Annotated in this window: 20 protein-coding genes and 1 tRNA gene; 12 read left to right on the top strand and 9 right to left on the bottom strand. The window is 69.6% G+C overall.

The window, feature by feature from the left end:
- Positions 1–109: 109 nt before the first annotated feature.
- From AB0I38_RS32465 to AB0I38_RS32475, 3 genes are read left to right on the top strand one after another with little or no spacing between them, the layout of a single operon-like run.
- Positions 110–292: a hypothetical protein gene (locus tag AB0I38_RS32465; RefSeq protein ID WP_358488717.1), complete on the top strand. Its 183-nt coding sequence runs from the start codon at positions 110–112 to the stop codon at positions 290–292.
- On the top strand, positions 289–492 hold the full coding sequence (locus tag AB0I38_RS32470) for a helix-turn-helix domain-containing protein (protein ID WP_358488721.1): 204 nt from the start codon (positions 289–291) through the stop codon (positions 490–492). The genes AB0I38_RS32465 and AB0I38_RS32470 overlap by 4 nt, the downstream gene beginning before the upstream one ends.
- A complete protein-coding gene (locus AB0I38_RS32475; RefSeq protein WP_358488725.1) occupies positions 489–1,634 on the top strand; it encodes a site-specific integrase in 1,146 nt (381 codons plus the stop codon). The genes AB0I38_RS32470 and AB0I38_RS32475 overlap by 4 nt, the downstream gene beginning before the upstream one ends.
- Positions 1,635–1,710: 76 nt before the next feature.
- Here the strand turns inward: AB0I38_RS32475 and AB0I38_RS32480 are convergent.
- From AB0I38_RS32480 to AB0I38_RS32510, 7 genes are all read right to left on the bottom strand, one after another.
- Positions 1,711–1,782 (bottom strand) — tRNA-Val (locus AB0I38_RS32480).
- Between the two features lie 17 nt (positions 1,783–1,799).
- The gene (locus AB0I38_RS32485) at positions 1,800–2,750 is read right to left on the bottom strand and encodes an ROK family protein (protein ID WP_358488729.1); all 951 of its coding nucleotides are present in this window, start codon (positions 2,748–2,750) and stop codon (positions 1,800–1,802) included.
- A 44-nt stretch (positions 2,751–2,794) separates the two neighbouring features.
- Positions 2,795–3,043, bottom strand: coding sequence for a hypothetical protein (locus AB0I38_RS32490; protein WP_358488732.1), 249 nt, complete (start codon positions 3,041–3,043; stop codon positions 2,795–2,797).
- A gap of 80 nt (positions 3,044–3,123) precedes the next feature.
- Entirely contained in the window at positions 3,124–3,585 is a 462-nt protein-coding gene (locus AB0I38_RS32495) for a peroxiredoxin (protein ID WP_358488735.1), read from the bottom strand.
- A gap of 28 nt (positions 3,586–3,613) precedes the next feature.
- Positions 3,614–4,045 (bottom strand): DUF3052 domain-containing protein, encoded by a 432-nt coding sequence (locus AB0I38_RS32500; protein ID WP_358488738.1) that lies wholly within the window; start codon positions 4,043–4,045, stop codon positions 3,614–3,616.
- 115 nt (positions 4,046–4,160) lie between these two features.
- Positions 4,161–4,568: a secondary thiamine-phosphate synthase enzyme YjbQ gene (locus AB0I38_RS32505; RefSeq protein ID WP_358488743.1), complete on the bottom strand. Its 408-nt coding sequence runs from the start codon at positions 4,566–4,568 to the stop codon at positions 4,161–4,163.
- Positions 4,569–4,577: 9 nt separating this feature from the next.
- The gene (locus AB0I38_RS32510) at positions 4,578–4,760 is read right to left on the bottom strand and encodes a DUF1918 domain-containing protein (RefSeq protein WP_358488746.1); all 183 of its coding nucleotides are present in this window, start codon (positions 4,758–4,760) and stop codon (positions 4,578–4,580) included.
- A 409-nt stretch (positions 4,761–5,169) separates the two neighbouring features.
- On the opposite strand from AB0I38_RS32510, the gene aceE reads away from it, so the two are divergent.
- From aceE to AB0I38_RS32525, 3 genes are all read left to right on the top strand, one after another.
- Positions 5,170–7,917: a pyruvate dehydrogenase (acetyl-transferring), homodimeric type gene (aceE, locus tag AB0I38_RS32515; protein ID WP_358488751.1), complete on the top strand. Its 2,748-nt coding sequence runs from the start codon at positions 5,170–5,172 to the stop codon at positions 7,915–7,917.
- Positions 7,918–8,049: 132 nt separating this feature from the next.
- The gene (locus AB0I38_RS32520; protein WP_358488756.1) at positions 8,050–9,549 is read left to right on the top strand and encodes an alpha/beta hydrolase; all 1,500 of its coding nucleotides are present in this window, start codon (positions 8,050–8,052) and stop codon (positions 9,547–9,549) included.
- Positions 9,550–9,564: 15 nt separating this feature from the next.
- Complete coding sequence (locus AB0I38_RS32525) at positions 9,565–10,308, top strand: maleylpyruvate isomerase family mycothiol-dependent enzyme (protein WP_358488761.1); 744 nt, start codon at positions 9,565–9,567, stop codon at positions 10,306–10,308.
- A 416-nt stretch (positions 10,309–10,724) separates the two neighbouring features.
- Here AB0I38_RS32525 and AB0I38_RS32530 read toward each other — a convergent pair whose 3' ends face one another.
- Positions 10,725–11,453 (bottom strand): helix-turn-helix transcriptional regulator, encoded by a 729-nt coding sequence (locus AB0I38_RS32530; protein WP_358488766.1) that lies wholly within the window; start codon positions 11,451–11,453, stop codon positions 10,725–10,727.
- A 110-nt stretch (positions 11,454–11,563) separates the two neighbouring features.
- On the bottom strand, positions 11,564–12,583 hold the full coding sequence (locus AB0I38_RS32535; RefSeq protein WP_358488770.1) for a PHP domain-containing protein: 1,020 nt from the start codon (positions 12,581–12,583) through the stop codon (positions 11,564–11,566).
- 178 nt (positions 12,584–12,761) lie between these two features.
- Here AB0I38_RS32535 and AB0I38_RS32540 point away from each other — a divergent pair, with 178 nt between their 5' ends.
- The 6 genes from AB0I38_RS32540 (at position 12,762) to AB0I38_RS32565 (ending at position 17,838) form a co-directional block, all read left to right on the top strand.
- On the top strand, positions 12,762–13,109 hold the full coding sequence (locus AB0I38_RS32540) for a hypothetical protein (protein WP_358488773.1): 348 nt from the start codon (positions 12,762–12,764) through the stop codon (positions 13,107–13,109).
- A gap of 3 nt (positions 13,110–13,112) precedes the next feature.
- Positions 13,113–14,261: a glutathionylspermidine synthase family protein gene (locus tag AB0I38_RS32545; protein WP_358488776.1), complete on the top strand. Its 1,149-nt coding sequence runs from the start codon at positions 13,113–13,115 to the stop codon at positions 14,259–14,261.
- Complete coding sequence (locus AB0I38_RS32550) at positions 14,258–14,689, top strand: DUF350 domain-containing protein (RefSeq protein ID WP_358488779.1); 432 nt, start codon at positions 14,258–14,260, stop codon at positions 14,687–14,689. Before AB0I38_RS32545 ends, AB0I38_RS32550 begins: the two co-directional genes overlap by 4 nt.
- A 71-nt stretch (positions 14,690–14,760) precedes the next feature.
- Positions 14,761–15,885, top strand: coding sequence for a PucR family transcriptional regulator (locus AB0I38_RS32555; protein WP_358489198.1), 1,125 nt, complete (start codon positions 14,761–14,763; stop codon positions 15,883–15,885).
- A 103-nt stretch (positions 15,886–15,988) separates the two neighbouring features.
- Complete coding sequence (locus AB0I38_RS32560) at positions 15,989–16,885, top strand: ACP S-malonyltransferase (RefSeq protein WP_358488781.1); 897 nt, start codon at positions 15,989–15,991, stop codon at positions 16,883–16,885.
- A complete protein-coding gene (locus AB0I38_RS32565; protein ID WP_358488786.1) occupies positions 16,882–17,838 on the top strand; it encodes a beta-ketoacyl-ACP synthase III in 957 nt (318 codons plus the stop codon). The genes AB0I38_RS32560 and AB0I38_RS32565 overlap by 4 nt, the downstream gene beginning before the upstream one ends.
- The last annotated feature ends 71 nt before the right edge of the window (positions 17,839–17,909 follow it).

Consider the following 17,909-nt stretch of genomic DNA (forward strand, 5'->3'; position numbering starts at 1 on the left):
CACCCCTGGAAGTACTCAATGAGTCCCTCTCAACCCAAACAGCCGCATAGGCTACGCCCATAAGACGGCTGTCCGGAATCTCCGTGGCCCCTCAGAAGGAGTTGGTGAAATGACGATCGGGTTCGGCTCCTACAGCCAAGTGCCGACCGAGAACAACCTGGTCCCAGAGGCGTCATGGGGCTGGCGGTCGCGTCTGAAGGATCGCACCTCCAGCGAGACGATCATGGCCGCGTACATGCGCCAGCGGGTCTCCCTGGCCCGCTCGATCGCAACGCAGCTGGGGCACGAATGACGCCACTGCATCCACCGGAGCGGCGGCTATATCGCGTGCACGAGGCCATGGCCCTGCTCAGCATGAGCCGCAGTGTGATCTACGAACTCATCCGATCAGGCCGACTGAAGTCCGTCACTCAAGGCCGTACCCGGCTGATCCCAGCGTCGGCCATCGCCGAATACATCGATCTTCTTGAACGCGAAGCGAGGGCATCATGACCGCAAGACGGAGCAAGGGAGACGGCGGTCTGCACTGGGACGAAGAGCGACAGCGCTGGACCGCCACGGTGACCCTTGGCTACACCGCCGCCGGGAAACGAATCGTCAAGAAGGCCCGCGGTAAGACCAAGACGGAGGCCAAGGAGAAGCTCAAGGAGATCCTCCGGGAGCACGAGGACGGCTCGGCCGTCGCACCGACGAACTACACCGTGCGCGAAGCCACCCAGTACTGGCTCGAACACGGGCTGGGTGGACGGTCGGCGAGCACCGTCCGGATGTACACGACCTATGCCGAGACGCATGTGATTCCCGCTCTCGGCGCACGCAAGCTGCGTGACCTCTCCGTGGAGGACGTGGACGAGTGGCTCGCGAGCAAGCGGGACACGCTCAGCACGCGATCACTCAAGCTGATCCACGCCATCTTGAACCGGTCGATCAAGAATGCGATGCGACGTGACAAGGTGAAGCGGAACGTCGTCGATCTCTGTGAGATCCCCGAAGGGCGGGCGGGCAGGTCGTCCAAGGCACTGACACTCCCCCAGGCTCAAGCGATCATCGACGCCGCCACGAAGGCGACTCCACGCATGCGGGCCTACCTCGTACTCTCGCTGTTGATCGGCGCCCGGACAGAGGAACTACGGGCGCTCACCTGGTCGCATGTCGTCGCCTACGACAGGAAGTCGGAAGCCTGGCTGCCGGTGGGCGAAGCCGGCTGGGAGCACGAAGAATTCGCGACCTACGTATGGCGGTCCGTACGGGCCAAAGGCGACACCAAGACGGTGAAGTCCCGGCGATCGCTCAAGCTTCCTCGCCTCTGCGCGGAGGCGCTGCGCGAACTTCACGAGGAACAGGACGACACTTCTGGGCTGGTCTTCCGGACCCAGAGCGGCAACGCGCACAACGTACGGCGAGACTTCCGTAAGATCCTGGACCGCGCCGGCCTCGTCGGCAAGGAATGGTCACCACGCGAGATGCGGCATAGCTTCGTCTCGCTGCTGTCGGACTCCGGAGTCCCGATCGAGGACATCTCCCGCCTGGTCGGCCATCGAAGCACGGTCGTCACCGAGACGGTCTATCGCAAGCAGATCCGGCCGGTCCTCATGCAGGGAGCGGAGGCCATGGACGTGATCTTCACCGCATAGTGACCCAGCCCGCATAGTCACCCAGTTAGTAACCCACGGCCCGTTTCCTTGATCGGAATCGGGCCGTTTTCGCAGGTGGGCGGTACTGGGTTCGAACCAGTGACCCCTCGCTTGTAAGGCGAGTGCTCTACCGCTGAGCTAACCGCCCCTGATCGGCACTACACCTTACGACACCAACGGCTCCGGCCGCACATCCACCGCCCAGCCGGCCCCCAGCTCGGGACGGCCGGCGGCCCGCCAGCCCAGCAGGGCGGCTCCCAGCATCCCGGCGTCCACCCCGAGGGCGGCCGGGACCAGCGGGGGCGCGTCCCGGAAGGCGAGCCGTTTCACCAGCCGGGTGCGCACCGGGTCGAACAGGGCCGGCCCCGCCTCGGCCAGCCCTCCCCCCAGCACGATCATGCTCGGGTCGAGCAGCAGGGTGTACGTGGCCAGGGCCACCGACAGGGCCTCCACGGCCTCGTCCCACACCTCGACGGCCACCGGGTCGTCAGAGGAGACCACCTGCTCGGCCCGGACGCCCTCCAGGCCGGCCCGGAGGCTGTAGCGCCTGCCGACCGAGGCCGCCGAGGCGTACGTCTCCAGGCAGCCGAACTGGCCGCACGCGCACTGCTCGCCCTCGGGGAAGACGGGGATGTGGCCGATCTCGCCGCCCCAGCCCGAGGCTCCTTCGTACGGCTCGCCGTGCAGGATCATGGCGCCGGCGATGCCCGTGCCGATGGGCAGGAAAAGAAAATCGGGGATGCCGCGCCCGGCGCCGAGCACGCTCTCCGCCAGACCGCCGGTGCGCACGTCGTGGCCGAGCATGACGGGGATGTCCAGCGCGGTGAAGGCCGTGGCGGGCACGTCACGCCAGCCGAGGTTGGCGGCGTAGAGGGCGGTGTCGGCGGAGACCAGCCCCGGGACGGCCAGGCCGACGCCGACCGGGACTCCGTCACCGGCGGCCGCCAGGTGGCTGATGAAGCCGCGGATGGCGGCCACGACCGCGTCCGGCCCGTCCTCGCGAGGCGTGGGGCGCCGCTCGCTCAGCAGGACCGCGCCGGATTCGCTGACCAGGCCGCCCTTCATGGACGTGCCTCCGACGTCGAGACCGACGACGAACGAACTAGTTGCGGACACGAAAGGAGACGATAGCGCAGCTCAGTACATGTCCGGCAAGGCGGTCAGGCGCGGCCCAGCACTCGATTGAGCGCCGCCTCCACTTCGTCCGACAGCCCCGGCGGCGCGGGCGGCGCACCCGAGCACGCGAACGCGTCGGCGCGCGCCAGGCGCACGGAGCCGCAGGAGCGGCATTCCACCTCACCGAGCCGGCAGATGAGCGCCGTGGACTGGCAGGTGCCGCACGCGTCGAGGTCGAGATCGTGCTGGCGTTGACAGTCCGGACAGATCAGCACCTGCGCCTCCTGGCGCACCCCGCGCTTCCACGGGCGGGCCCCGCGAACGGGGTCAGTCTGCCGGGCCCCGCAGCGATAGCAGGGCATGATGTCCTCCGTTACGAAATATCGGCGAGTGCCTTGGTATAGGCGGCGACGTCACGCGCCGAACCGATCGGATTGACCACCGACCACCGGATCACGCCCTCGCCGTCGATGATGAAGGTGCCGCGGCGAGCGACGCCCTTCGCGTCATCGAACACACCGTACGCCCGCGCGACCTGTCCGTGTGGCCAGAAATCGGAGAGCAGAGGGAACACGTAGCCCTCCTGCTCCGCCCAGGCACGATGGGTGAACAAGGAGTCCACAGAGACGGTGAGGACCTGTGCGTCTCCCGGGAGGTCGCGCAGCTCCGCCAGCTCACTGCGGCAGATCCCGCTGAAGGCAAGCGGATAGAAGACCAGCACGACCTTCCTGCCCCGAAAGCCTGACAGCTTCACCGGAGTGCCGTGCTGGTCCTGGAGCTCGAAGTCTGGAGCCGGGACGCCCACCTCGGCAGGATGTTCCATCACGGACTTCATCCTGCCGTACGGCCGGCGCACTGGCTCCCTAGCGTCGGCCTTTCGGCGAAACGAGCCTGGTCCCCGACCAGTCGGGGGCGGCGGAGATGCTGCTGGTCTGCGAGAGACCCGCGGTAGCGGCATCCTCCCCAATGTCGCTCGGCTCCACGTGGCCTTCGCGCCCGGCCTTGGGAGTCAGCAGCCAGATCTGGCCGCCTTCGGCGAGTGCTCGCATGGCATCACCGCTGAGGACGTCGAAAAGGTCTCCGTCGCCGTCACGCCACCACAGCAGCACCACGTCGACGACGTCGTCGGTCTCCTCGTCCAGCAGTTCGTTGCCGGTCAGGTCCTCGATGGAATCACGAAGCTCGTCATCGACGTCCTCGTCCCAGCCGATTTCCTGCACCACCTGACCCGGCTTGAGGCCAAGTCGTTCGGCCAGGCCGCGCTCGCTCTGCGCCTGACCCGCGGTCGCGCTCACGTTTATCCCTCCTGCTTGAGTGGCCGCTTATGCGGTTTATCGCTTCGGGACAGTCCACACGCTGTGACCCTCAGTCGTCAACGGTCGCCACGGGTACGGCAGTGGTCCGCAGGTATCAATTGGACAAAAACGACAGCCGAACCTGGCGTTGCGGGTTGTCGACATTCAGGTCGACGAGTGCGATCGACTGCCAGGTGCCCAGTGCCAGCCGTCCTTGGATCACCGGCACCGTCGCGTACGGCGGGATGAGCGCGGGCATCACGTGTGATCTGCCATGACCACGCGATCCGTGGGCGTGGCGCCACCTGTCGTCTGCGGGCAGCAGGTCGCGCAGCGCGGCGAGCAGATCGTCGTCGCTGCCCGCTCCCAGCTCCACGAGGACCACGCCCGCCGTCGCGTGCGGGACGAAGACGTGCAGCAGCCCGTCCTCGCCCTGCGCTCCGGCGAACTCCGCGCACTGGGCGGTGATGTCGTGCACCGTCTCGCGCGAGCCCGTGGCAACGGAGAAGATCTCGGATCTCACACGTGCAGTCTACTGAGGCACGACGACCGCGTCCGGGCCGGGAAACACCAGCCCGGTGTGCCCGTCGTCGAATCTCACGGTGTACGGGGGCTCGCCGTCGCTGCCCTGGACCTCGATGATCACGCCAGTCCGGTCTCTCTCCCCCACGGAGTTGCCATGCACGAGGAGCCGGTCGCCAACCGTCGCATTCATGCCTCCACACTCGTACGGCGAAGCCCGTTCGCAAAGAGGGATCGCCGCTCGACTCGGGAGAGGCAGACCCAATCCTGACCGAAACGTTGCGCTGAGAGCTGAAGAGGCCCGGGGCGAGCCTCCGGCTCGGCGCTCGATACCCCCGCCCGGATGACGCCGTCCCACTGAAGGTGGATACTCGAAGGCATGCGGGCGAATTTTCGAAGCTTTTCCGGACTTGTTAAATTACCCCGGCCATGTACTCTAGCCCCTTGATTCGTCCTATCATTGGTGGTCTAGGCCACCCATGACCCCCTGCCAGCAGGGACGTCCTGGTTACCAACGAGTAGAGATGCACTTTCTACGACTAGCGACCAGGATGGAAGGCGACCCAGACCAGACATCAGTCATTCTCGGAAGGCGAGACCCAGTGGCTTCCGGACGCCAGCGTTTCTCGATCATCAGCGACGGCCTACCCAGCCAGCTTCCTGATGTCGACCCCAGTGAGACCAACGAGTGGCTTGAGTCCCTCGACAACGTCGTCAAGGCGGAGGGCCGCAGCCGAGCTCGCTACCTGATGCTCCGCCTGCTGGAGCGCGCCCGCGAGCACCAGGTCGGCGTGCCGGGCCTGCGCAGCACCGACTACATCAACACGATTCCGCCGGAGCGCGAGCCCTGGTTCCCCGGCGACGAGCACGTTGAGCGGCGCATCCGCGCCTACATCCGCTGGAACGCCGCGATCATGGTGTCCCGCGCCAACGCCCGCACCAACGTGGGCGGCCACATCGCCACCTACGCCTCCGCCGCGTCGCTCTACGAGGTGGGCTTCAACCACTTCTTCCGTGGCAAGGACCACGGCGAGTCGGGCGACCAGGTCTTCTTCCAGGGGCACGCCGCGCCGGGCATTTACGCCCGCGCCTTCCTGGAGGGCCGCCTCAACGAGGCGCAGCTCGACGCGTTCCGGCAGGAGCTGTCGCACGGCTTTCACGGCCTGCCCTCCTACCCGCACCCGCGGCTCATGCCCGACTTCTGGGAGTTCCCGACCGTCTCGATGGGCCTGGGGCCGATCAGCGCGATCTACCAGGCGCGGTTCAACCGCTACCTGCTCAACCGCCAGATCAAGGACACCAGCCGCAGCCACGTCTGGGCGTTCCTGGGCGACGGCGAGATGGACGAGCCCGAGTCGCTCGGCGCGATCGGCCTGGCCGCCCGCGAGGAGCTCGACAACCTCACGTTCGTCATCAACTGCAACCTGCAGCGGCTCGACGGCCCGGTGCGCGGCAACGGCAAGATCATCCAGGAGCTCGAGTCCTACTTCCGGGGCGCCGGCTGGAACGTCATCAAGGTCGTCTGGGGCCGCGACTGGGACCCACTGCTCGCCGCCGACGTCGACGGCGTGCTGGTCAACCAGATGAACACCACGCCCGACGGCCAGTTCCAGACCTACTCGGTCGAGTCGGGCGGCTACATCCGCGAGCACTTCTTCGGCGGCGACCCCCGCCTGCGCAAGATGGTCGAGCACCTGAACGACGACGACATCCGCAAGCTGTCGCGCGGCGGCCACGACTACCACAAGGTCTACGCGGCCTTCAAGGCGGCTCGTGAGCACGTCGGCCAGCCGACGGTGATCCTGGCCCAGACCATCAAGGGCTGGACCCTGGGCAAGGACTTCGAGGCGCGCAACGCCACCCACCAGATGAAGAAGCTCACCAAGGCCGAGCTCAAGGAGTTCCGCGACCGGCTCTACCTGCCGATCCCCGACTCCGCGCTCGAAGGCGAGCTGCCGCCCTACTTCCACCCGGGCGAGAACGACCCCGAGATCGAGTACATGCGCGAGCGCCGCGCGGCGCTGGGCGGCGTGCTGCCCAAGCGGGTGGTCCGGGCCAAGCCGGTCAAGCTGCCCGCCGACTCGGTCTACCAGCAGTTCGCCAAGGGCTCGGGCAAGCAGCAGGTGGCCACCACGATGGCCTTCGTACGCCTGCTGAAGGACCTCATGCGCGACAAGGAGATCGGCCACCGCTTCGTGCCGATCATCCCCGACGAGGCCCGCACCTTCGGTCTCGACGCCATGTTCCCGACGGCCAAGATCTACTCCCCGCACGGCCAGACCTACGAGGCCGTCGACAGGGAGCTGCTGCTGTCCTACAAGGAGGCGGTGCAGGGGCAGATCCTGCACGAGGGCATCAGCGAGTCGGGGTCGATGGCCTCGACGATCGCGGCCGGCACGTCCTACGCCACGCACGGCGAGCCGATGATCCCGATCTACATTTTCTACTCGATGTTCGGCTGGCAGCGCACCGGTGACGCGATGTGGCAGCTGGGCGACCAGATGGGCCGCGGCTTCCTGCTCGGCGCCACCGCCGGGCGCACCACGCTCAACGGCGAGGGCCTGCAGCACGAGGACGGCCAGTCACCGCTCATCGCCTCCACCAACCCGGCGGCGGTGTCCTACGACCCGTCGTGGGCGTTCGAGGTGGCGCACATCGTCAAGGACGGCCTGCGCCGGATGTACGGCGATCAGCCCGAAGACGTGTTCTACTATCTGACCGTCTACAACGAGCCCTACCTGCAGCCCGCGCAGCCCGCCGGCATCGACGTGGAGGGCCTGCTCAAGGGCCTGTACAAGTTCGCCGACGGGCCGCTGACGCAAGGGCCGAAGGCCAACATCCTGTCCTCCGGCGTGGCCGGGCCATGGGCCGTCGAGGCGCAGCGCCTGCTGGCCGAGGATTGGGGCGTGTCGGCCGACGTGTGGTCGGCTACGTCGTGGTCGGAGCTGCGCCGCGAGGCGCTGGCGTGCGACGAGCACAACCTGCTCAACCCCGACGCCGAGCGCCAGGTCCCCTACATCACCCAGGCCCTGTCCCAGGCCACGGGGCCGTTCGTGGGCGTCAGCGACTACATGAAGGCCGTCCAGGACCAGATCGCGCAGTGGGTGCCGGGTGACTGGTCCTCGCTGGGCACCGACGGGTTCGGCCTGTCCGACACCCGCTCGGCGCTGCGCCGCCACTTCCACGTCGACGCCGCGTCGATCACGCTGGCCGTGCTGACCAGCCTGGTCAAGCGCGGCGAGCTCGACCCCGAGGTGCTGCGCGAGGCGATCGCCCGCTACCACCTCAAGAACGGCGTGACCGAGGCCGGCGGCGCGGAGAGCAACGACACCCAGTCCATGGGCGTCTGAGTCGCCGCGACAGACGTCCCCGCGCACTCGCGCGCGGGGACGTCCGCCCCTCGCGGCGCGTCGCCCTCCCGGCGACCCTCACGTATTGTGGGCACTGCCTCCCCCCTTGAGAGCCCTAGGGGGAGAGCACATATGCGTCATGTCCTTGCCGCCGCCACGCTGGCAGTGTCCGCCACCGCCTGTGTGAGCACGGCGACGCCCGACACCGAGCCCAAAGGCGTCGTCGTCGACCCCATCTCCTGGGGCCCGTGCACGGACATCGTCCGTCCCGGCGGGGAGAAACCCGCCCGCGAGGAGCCCGGTGTCAGCTGCGGAAAGCTCACCGTGCCGCTCGACTACCAAAAACCCGATCTCGGTACGATCGACCTGGCGTTGATCAAGATCGCGGCCACCGATCAGGGCAAGCGGCTGGGCTCGCTGGTGTTCAACTTCGGCGGCCCCGGCGGCTCCGGCGTCGACACCCTCGCCCAGGCCGCCAAGATGTTCGACACCCTGCGCACCCGCTACGACCTGGTCAGCTTCGACCCGCGCGGCGTCGACCGCAGCTCGGGCGTGCGCTGCGGCGACAACGCGGACATGGACGCGTACGTGGAGCTCGACACGCTGCCGCCCACCCAGAAGACCCGCGAGGCGGGAAGGGCCGCCAACCAGAGGTTCGCCGAGCTCTGCAAGCGTGACGCGAGCCGGCTCCTGCCGTACATCGGCACCGGCAGCGCCGCCCGCGACATGGACCGGCTGCGCGCGGCGCTCGGCGACGCCAAGCTCAACTACCTCGGCATGTCGTACGGCACGCAGCTCGGCGCGATCTACGCCACCAAGTACCCGAAGAAGGTCGGCCGGATGGTGCTCGACGCCCCGCTCGACCCATCCGTCACCTTCAGGCAGCGCACCCTGGCCCAGACCAAGGGCTTCCAGCGGGCGTACGAGAGCTTCCTGAAGGACTGCGTCAAGCAGGGCTGCGAGCTCGGCGACACCGTGAAGGCCGCCGACGCGAACGTCATGCGGCTGATGTACAAGCTGGTCAACAAGCCGCTGCAGGTCGACAACCGCCGGCTCACCCAGGGCCTGGCCTCCACCGGGCTCGCGGCCGCCCTCTACTCCGAGGGGGCCTGGCCGTTCCTGGAGACCGCGCTCGCGCAGGCGAACAAGGGACGGGGCGACGCGCTGATCTACCTGGCCGACTCCTACACCGGCCGCTCCAAGGACGGCACCTACACCACCCAGATGTCCAGCTTCCCGGCGATCACCTGCGTGGACTCCGCCGAGCGGCCCGACGAGGCGGAGCTGACGCGCACCTGGAAGGAGGCGATCAAGATCTCACCGTTGTTCGGCAACGAGGGCGCGGGCGGGATCTGCGCCTTGTGGCCGGTCGCGGGCAGCGACGAGGCCAGGCACGTGAACGCCAAGGGCTCGGCGCCGATCCTCGTGGTCGGCGGCAAGGGCGACCCGGCCACCCCCTACCAGTGGGCGCCCAGGCTGACCCAGCAGCTCGGGAACGCCACCCTGCTCACCTACGAGGGCCAGGGACACGGCTCCTACAGCTCGGGCAACACGTGCATTCAGAGCATGGTGAACTCGTTCCTGCTCAAGGGCAAGACGCCGAACCGGGACGTCTCCTGCGCGGCCGCCTGATCTAGGCTCGGGCGCGTGACGGACTACTGCGCGCTCGTGGAGAGCGAAACCGCCCGCCTCGTCGAGCTGGTCACCGGCGCCGCCTCTGGCACGCCGGTGCCCAGTTGTCCCGGCTGGACGCTGGCCGAGCTGGTCACCCACGTCGGCGGCACGCACCGCTGGGTGATCCACATCCTGAAGACCCGCGCGAGCGAGCCGATCTGGTCGCGCGACGTGCCCAACGGACTGGCGCCCGGTGAGAGCGGTGACGCCGCGTGGCTGGCGGCCGGGGCCGCCGAACTGCTGGCCGTGCTCCGGTCGACCGACCCGGCCACGCCAGTGTGGTCGTGGGGCGGCGACCACTCGGCCGGCTACTGGTCGCGGCGGATGGCGTACGAGCTGGTGGTCCACCGCGTCGACGCGGAGCTCGCGCTCGACCTGGAGCCGGCGGTGCCCACGCCGGTGGCGGTCGACGGGGTCGGGGAGTTGCTCGGCAACCTGCCGCACGCCCGCTGGGTCACCCGCCGCCTGGCCGAGGCCGGCGTGGAAGGCGTCACGATCCACCTGCACGCGACCGACGCCGACGGCGAGTGGACCATCACGCAGGGCCCCGCGGGCCGCGTCAGCTGGGAACCCGGACATGCCAAGGGCGACGTCGCCGTCCGCGGCCCGGCCGCCGACCTGCTGCTCATGATGTACGGCCGGCGCTTCGCGGACACGCTGACCGTCTTCGGCGACCGCGACCTGCTGGATCGCTGGCTGGCCGGAGCCGCGTTCTAGCGGGCCTCGTTCTGGCCGCCCGAGCCAGACCGGGAGCCCAGGCCGGAAGCCCAGACCGGAAGCCCAGGCCGGGACCGGGAGCCCAGACCGGGAGCCCTGGACGCGCCGCCGCTCGGCGATCGGCGGCGAGCCCAGGGAGGGCTGACCGCTCGCGAGGCGGCCCCGTGTGTGAGCCCGGCCGGCGGGGAAGGCGCCCGCGCGGACCCACCGCCGGTCGTGCCGTCGGGTGGAAGACCCGAGAAGACGCCCGGCGTGTCGTCCGGACAGGCGACGTCGACCCGCCTGGCGGATCTCCGCCGGCGCCGTCCGTCTCCACGCGGAGGACGGCGCCGTCTCCTGTCCGTCGAACAGGGACCAGGATCCACCGGCGAGGCGACAACCCTATGTCGGTGTTTTCGATCGAATTTTCGAGTGAATCAGTCGAGCAGGGTGCCGTGCACGAGCATCTCCGGCACCTCGGTGGCGAACCCCTCCAGCGGCCGGTCGGGGCAGCGCTCGGCGGTGACCGTGGCGGCGGCGATGCGGTCGAGCCGGAAGACCCGCACGTCGTCGCGGAGCCGGCACCACGCCACGAGATACCAGAACCCACCGCGCCCGCCCAGGAACACGCCGGGCTCGACGTCGCGCGAGGTCAGCGCCCCCTTGGCGTCGGTGTAGTCGAGCCTGAGCACGCGCCGCCGCTGTAAGGCGTCCTCGATCGCGCGCGAGATGCCCTCGCCGCCGAGCGGCCTGATCCCGGTGCCCTGCTCGGCGGGCTCGGCGACCAGCTGGACACGTCGGGCGAGCTCCCGGGCCAGCTCGCCCTCGGGCCCCGGCATGGCGGCCACGACCTTGCGTAACGCGCTGCGCGCCTGCCGGCCGAACGGCTGGTCACCGGCCCGGCTGAGCGCGACCGCGATGGCCACTGCCTCGGCGGGCGTGAAGTTGAGCGGGGGCAGCGACATCTTCCTGTCGATGGCGTATCCGCCCCTGCGCCCGGGCTCGGCGTAGATCGGCACTCCCGACTCCTGCAGGGCGATGATGTCGCGCTCGATCGTGCGCACGCTCACCTCGAACCGCTGGGCGAGCTCGCGCGCGGAGCGGCGGCGGGGCGAGATGGCGCGCAGGTCCTCGACGAGCGCGTAGAGCCGATCAGTACGGTTCACAACCGGGACGCTACGCGCGGCGACCGACAATCGGCGGGCGGCCGGTGGCCCCCGTCAGACGCTCCTCACCGGCGCGCCACAGAGGTCTCACGCCACGGCCACCGGTCCCGTCACCGGGTCCAGGCCAGCAGCTCGTCGAGCGGCCAGGTGTTGACCACCCGGGCGGGCTCGATGCCGCACCGGGCGGCCCGCTCGCAGCCGAACCGCTGCCAGTCGAGCTGGCCGGGCGCGTGGGCGTCGGAGTCGATCGCAAAGTCGCAGCCCATCTCGTAGGCCAGCCGCATCAGCCGTTTCGGCGGGTCCTGCCGGTCGGGCCGGGAGTTGATCTCGACGGCCACGCCGAACCGCCGGCAGGCCTCGAAGACCAGCTCGGCGTCGAACTCCGACTCGGGCCTGCGCCCGCCGCGCCGGGTGCCGCCCTGGACGATCCGCCCGGTGCAGTGGCCGAGGACGTCGACGTTCGGGTCGGCGATCGCCGTCACCATCCTGCGGGTCATCTCGTAGTGGTTCATCCTCAGCTTCGAGTGCGCGCTGGCCACCACCACGTCCAGCCGTGCCAGCAGCTCGGGTTCCTGGTCGAGCGTCCCGTCGGGATTGATGTCGACCTCGACGCCGGTCAGGATCCGGAACGGCGCCAGCCGCTCGTTGAGCCGCTCGACCTCGTCGAGCTGCCGTCTCAGCCGGGCGGCCGACAGGCCGCCCGCGATCGTCAGGCGGGGCGAGTGGTCGGTCAGCGCCCAGTACGCGTGGCCGAGCGCGCGGGCCGCCTCGGCCATCTCCTCGATCGGCGAGCCGCCGTCCGACCAGTCGGAGTGGCTGTGCAGGTCGCCCTTGAGCGCCGCCCTCAGGGCAGCCGTCTCGTCGTCGAGGTCGGCTCCCTCGGTGGCCCGCATCCGGCGCAGGTAGGTCGGCACCTGGCCGGCGAGCGCCTCGGTGACCGCCAGGGCCGTCACCTTGCCGATGCCGGGCAGGTCGGCCAGTCCGCCCGTGTCCGCGAGCCGTACCAGCTCCTCCTCGGGCAGGCCCGCGACGACGGCGGCGGCGCGGCGGAAGGCGCGCACGCGGTAGGCCGGCTCACCCGCGCGCTCCAGCAGGAAGGCGATCTCTCGGAGAGCCTCGACGGGCGTCATGGGCGTCTCATCCCTCCGGCGGATTGATGGCCAGGGAACACCGGCGATAGGCTCACCGACCAATGAAAGCAGGATTCTGATGGGAAACCCCACCCCCCCGGCGCCACCTCCGAGGCCACCAGGTTCACCTGGCCATGCCGGGCGGCCGATCCCACCGAAACGGTCCAAGTCATCGCGGGTGATCACGTTGACCGTCATCGGCGTGGTGTCGGTCATGGTGGTCGGGTTCTGCGCTGCCACGCAGAACACCGAGGAGGTCGCCGCCGACTGCGTCGACATGAACGACCAGCTGTCCGACGGCTCCTACGCGGTCGTCGACGAGTCTCACTGCGACGACGACGACGGCAACTCCCACTACTACGTCGGCTCGCGCGGCGCCTATCACTGGTACTACGGCGGCAACCGGGTCGGCACCCGCGTGCGTGGCGGCACCAGTCTGCGCCCGTCCGACGTCAACATCTCCTCACGCGGCGGCCGTGACATCCAGCGGGGCGGTTTCGGCAGCCGTTCGAGCGGTGGAGGCTGACGGGTGCGGCGCGAGCACGGAGCGCCCAGAGACGGCTGGGACAAGATCATCGAGAGCCAGGGCCTCGCCTACCACCGCGCGGCCCACCCCGAGGGGCTGAGCCGCCCCTACTGGGACGAATCAGTTCACTACGTCTTCTCCATGGACGAGGTGGAGGCGCTGGAGGCGCAGGTCGAGGAGCTGCACGCGATGTGCCTGCAGGCCGCCGAGCACGTCGTCTCTGCCGGCCGCTTCGCCGACCTGGCCATCCCCGACTGGGCCGTCGCCGAGGTCGCCCGATCGTGGGAGCGACGCGACCCCCACCTGTACGCCCGGTTCGACCTGCGCTACGACGGCACCGGCCCGGCCAAGCTGCTGGAGTACAACGCCGACACGCCGACGTCGCTGGTCGAGTCGTCGGTGGCGCAGTGGTTCTGGCTGAAGGACACGCACCCGGACGACGACCAGTGGAACTCCGTCCACGAGCGGCTCATCGACCGCTGGGGCGAGATGTCCCTGCCCGCCGGGCCCGTCCACTTCGCCTGGACCTCCATGGACGAGACCGGCGAGGAGGCGATGACCCTGGCCTACCTCCAGGAGACCGCCGAACAGGCCGGGCTGGCCACCGCCGCCATCGCCATGGAGGACATCGGCTGGGACGACCTCAACCGCCGTTTCGTCGACCTCGACGGCCAGATGATCCGCTCGGCGTTCAAGCTCTACCCGTGGGAGTGGATGCTGGCCGACGCGTTCGGGCGACACGCCGTGCGCCACGCGACCTGGATCGAGCCGCTGTGGAAGGCGCTGCTGTCCAACAAGGCGCTGCTCGCGATCCTGTGGGAGCTGTTCCCCGGCCATCCCGGCCTGCTGCCCGCCTACCTCGACGGCCCGCGCGAGCTGACCTCCTATATCGCCAAGCCGCTGCTCGGCCGGGAGGGCGCCTCGATGCGCATCGTCACCCCTGCCGGCACCCAGGAGACCTCCGGCTCCTACGGCCAGGAGGGCTACGTCTTCCAGGGCTTCGACGCCCTGCCCGACTTCGACGGCCAGCGTCCCGTGCTCGGCGCCTGGATGGTCGCCGACGAGGCCGCCGGTCTGGGCATCAGGGAGACCACCGGCCTCATCACCGACGACACCTCGTCCTTCGTCCCCCACCGAATCGAGCGATCATGACCCTGCTGGAGACCCTCGCCCGCGGCGCGGGCGCCATCGCCGCCTACGCCGCCGTCGGCGTGGTCCTGCTGATAGTCGGCTTCTACGTGATCGACCTCGCCATTCCCGGCAAGCTGAGCTCGATCATCCGCAGCGAGCGCAACCCCAACGCCACCCTGCTCGCCACCTCCGCCCTCGCCGCGGTGGGGCTCATCGTGGCGGCCTCGATCTGGTCCTCCGGCGGCCGGCTGACCGAGGGGCTCGCGGGCACCGCGGTCTTCGGCCTGGTCGGCATCGTGGTGCAGACCGTGGCCATGCTCGTCTTCGACAAGGTGGTCGGGATCTCGGTCCGTGATCTGGTCAAGGAGCCCGAGCTGCAGCCGGGGTCACGGCTGCTCGCGGTCACCCACGTGGCGATCGGCCTGATCACGGCCGTCGCGGTCATCTGACCGGACCTGGCACTCTAGGAGGCGTGACAGACCGGATCCGGGCCGACACCACCCGAAGGCTGGAGCGGGCCATGGGCTCGCTCGGCACCGCTGCGATGGCCCGCATGGACGAGCGACTCCCGTGGTTCCGCGCGCTCAGCGCCGAGGACCGCTCGTGGGTGGGGCTGGTGGCCCAGGCGGGCATCGCCGCGTTCGTCGAGTGGTTCCAGCACGCGGGCGAGGACCGGCCGACGCCCAGCATCGAGTTCTTCGGCACCGCGCCGCGCGAGCTCAAGCGGTCCATCTCGCTGCAGCAGACCGTCGACATCGTCCGCATCGTCGTCGAGGTCGTCGAGGCCCAGACCGACCAGCTGGCCGCGCCGGGCGGCGAGGACCAGCTCCAGCAGGCCATGCTGCGCTACACCCGCGACGTGGCCTTCGCCGCCGCGCACGTCTACGCGCGCGAGGCCGAGGCCAGGGGGTCGTGGGACTCCCGGCTGGAGGCGCTGATCGTCGACGCGCTGGTGCGCGGCGAGGTGGACGACGGGCTGCACTCCTGGGCCGCGGCGCTCGGCTGGACCTCCTCCCCCGTGGTGGTGATCGCCGGTCACGCCCCCGACGAGGATCCGGGCACGGTGATCGACGGCCTGCGGGAGAAGGGCCGCCGCATCGGCATGGATCTGCTCGCCGGAGTCCAGGCCGACCGGCTGATCGTGATCGTGGGCGGCGCCGGCAGCGTCAACGACGCCGCCCGGCAGGTGGTGGCCCGCTTCGGGCAGGGCTCGATCGTCATCGGGCCAGAGGTGCCCGACCTGCACACCGCCGCCCGCTCCGCCCGGGCCGCGCTCGCCGGGCTCAAGGCGTCGTCCGGCTGGCCCGACGCGCCCCGGCCGGTGCACGCCGACGACCTGCTGGCCGAGCGCGCGCTCGACGGCGACGAGGACGCCAGGAAACAGCTCGTCGAGAACGTCTACCTCCCGCTGGCCGGCACGCCGCTGCTCGACACGCTGGCCACCTACCTGGAGCAGGGCACCTCACTGGAGGCCACCGCGCGGTTGCTGTTCGTGCATCCCAACACGGTGCGCTACCGTCTCAAGAAGATCACCGAGCTCACCGGCTATCAGCCGACCGACGGCCGATCGGCCTTCACCCTCCAGGTCGGGCTCATTCTGGGCAGGCTCGAGGAGAGCGCCGTAACCTGGCGCGCCCTAACGTAACTCGCCCGAAACCCTCCTTGTAGGCTTCCTACAAAACAGTGCGGACAAAGTTCGTACGGATCCTTATCCGCGTGTCGAACCTCTACAGGGCAGGGTGGACTTCGTGCTTGTACTCGTCGCTCCGGGCCAAGGTGCCCAGACCCCAGGATTCCTCAGTCCATGGCTTGAGCTGCCCGGTTTCGCGGACCGGCTGGCCGCCTGGTCCGAGGTCGTGGGGCTCGACCTGATCGCCTACGGCACGACCGCGGGAGCCGACGAGATCCGCGACACCGCCGTCGCGCAGCCTCTGCTGGTGGCCGCCGCGCTGGCCTCGGCCGAAGCGCTCGGCGCCACTCCCGACCTGCTCGCCGGCCACAGCGTCGGCGAGTTCGCCGCGGCCGCGCTGTCCGGAGCGCTGACCCCGGAGCAGGCGCTGGGCCTGGTCAGCGAGCGCGCCCAGGCCATGGCCAAGGCCGCCTCCATCACTGAGACCGGCATGACCGCCGTGCTCGGCGGCGTCGAGGCCGACGTCCTGGCCTCGATCGACGAGCACGGGCTGACCCCGGCCAACATCAACGGCGCCGGTCAGATCGTCGCGGGCGGCACACTCGACCAGCTCGCCGCGTTCAAGGACGCCCCTCCCGCCCGCGCCCGGCTCATCCCGCTCTCCGTGGCGGGCGCGTTCCACACGGTGCACATGGAGCCGGCCGTCGCCCACCTGCGCGAGGCCGCCCAGTCCGTCACTCCCGCCGACCCGGGGGTCAGGCTGCTGTCCAACGCCGACGGCCAGATCGTCACCAGCGGCGCCGACCTCATCGAGCGCCTGGTCAAGCAGGTGCGCAATCCCGTCAGATGGGACTCCTGCATGGCCACCATGGCCGAGCTGGGCGTCACCACGATGATCGAGCTACTGCCCGGCGGCACTCTGACCGGGCTGGCCAAGCGCGGGCTCCGGAGCATCCAGACCGTGGCTCTGAAGAACCCCGAAGACCTCGACGCGGCCAGGGAGCTGATCAAGTGAGGATTCCCGACGTAGCCCCGGGCGCGAAGGTGCTGGCCCTCGGCCACTACCAGCCCGCCAACGTCGTCACCAACGACGACCTGGCCAAGACCATCGAGACCAACGACGAGTGGATCCAGTCGCGGGTCGGCATCAAGGAGCGCAAGATCGCCGGCGCTGCCGAGTCCGTCGAGGACATGGCCGTGCAGGCCGGCGGCAAGGCGCTGGCCGCGAGCGGACTGTCCGCCGCCGACATCGACCTGGTCATCGTCGCCACCTGCACGCTCGAGACGCAGATTCCCAACGCCTCGGCCATCGTGGCCCACCGGCTCGGCATCACGGCGCCCGGCGCGTTCGACGTCAACGCCGCCTGCGCCGGCTTCTGCTTCGCGCTCGGCGTCGCCAGCTCCGCGATCCGCGCGGGCTCGGCCAAGCATGTGCTGGTCATCGGGGCCGAGAAGCTGTCGCAGTGGATCGACTGGACCGACCGCTCCACCGCCGTGATCTTCGCCGACGGCGCCGGAGCCGCGGTGGTGGGCCCCTCCGACACACCGGGCATCGGCCCGGTAGTCTGGGGCAGCTCGGGCGAAAAGTCCGACGCGATCATCATCAACGAGCGCGACACCTTCCTCCACCAGGAAGGCCAGACCGTGTTCCGCTGGGCGACCACCGCCCTGCACCCGATCGCCAAGGAGGCCTGTGAGCGTGCCGGGGTCGACCCGTCAGAGCTGGCGGCGTTCGTCCCGCACCAGGCCAACCTGCGGATCATCGAGGCGATCGCGCGCAAGATCGGCGCCGCCAACGCCATCGTCGCCCGTGACATCGTTACCGCCGGCAACACCTCCGCCGCGTCGATCCCGCTCGCGCTCTCGCGCATGCTGGAGCGCGGCGAGGTCCGCTCAGGGCAGCTCGCGCTGATCCTGGGCTTCGGCGCCGGCCTCACCTATGCGGGTCAAGTCATCGAGATTCCATAGGATCCACTACGGCTCCGGCCGTATCCACCACAGCTTGTACGGCTGAAGCCGTACAGAATCCAGCAGAAATC

The sequence above is a fragment of the Nonomuraea cavernae genome (assembly GCF_040655715.1).
Taxonomy (GTDB): domain Bacteria; phylum Actinomycetota; class Actinomycetes; order Streptosporangiales; family Streptosporangiaceae; genus Nonomuraea; species Nonomuraea cavernae_A.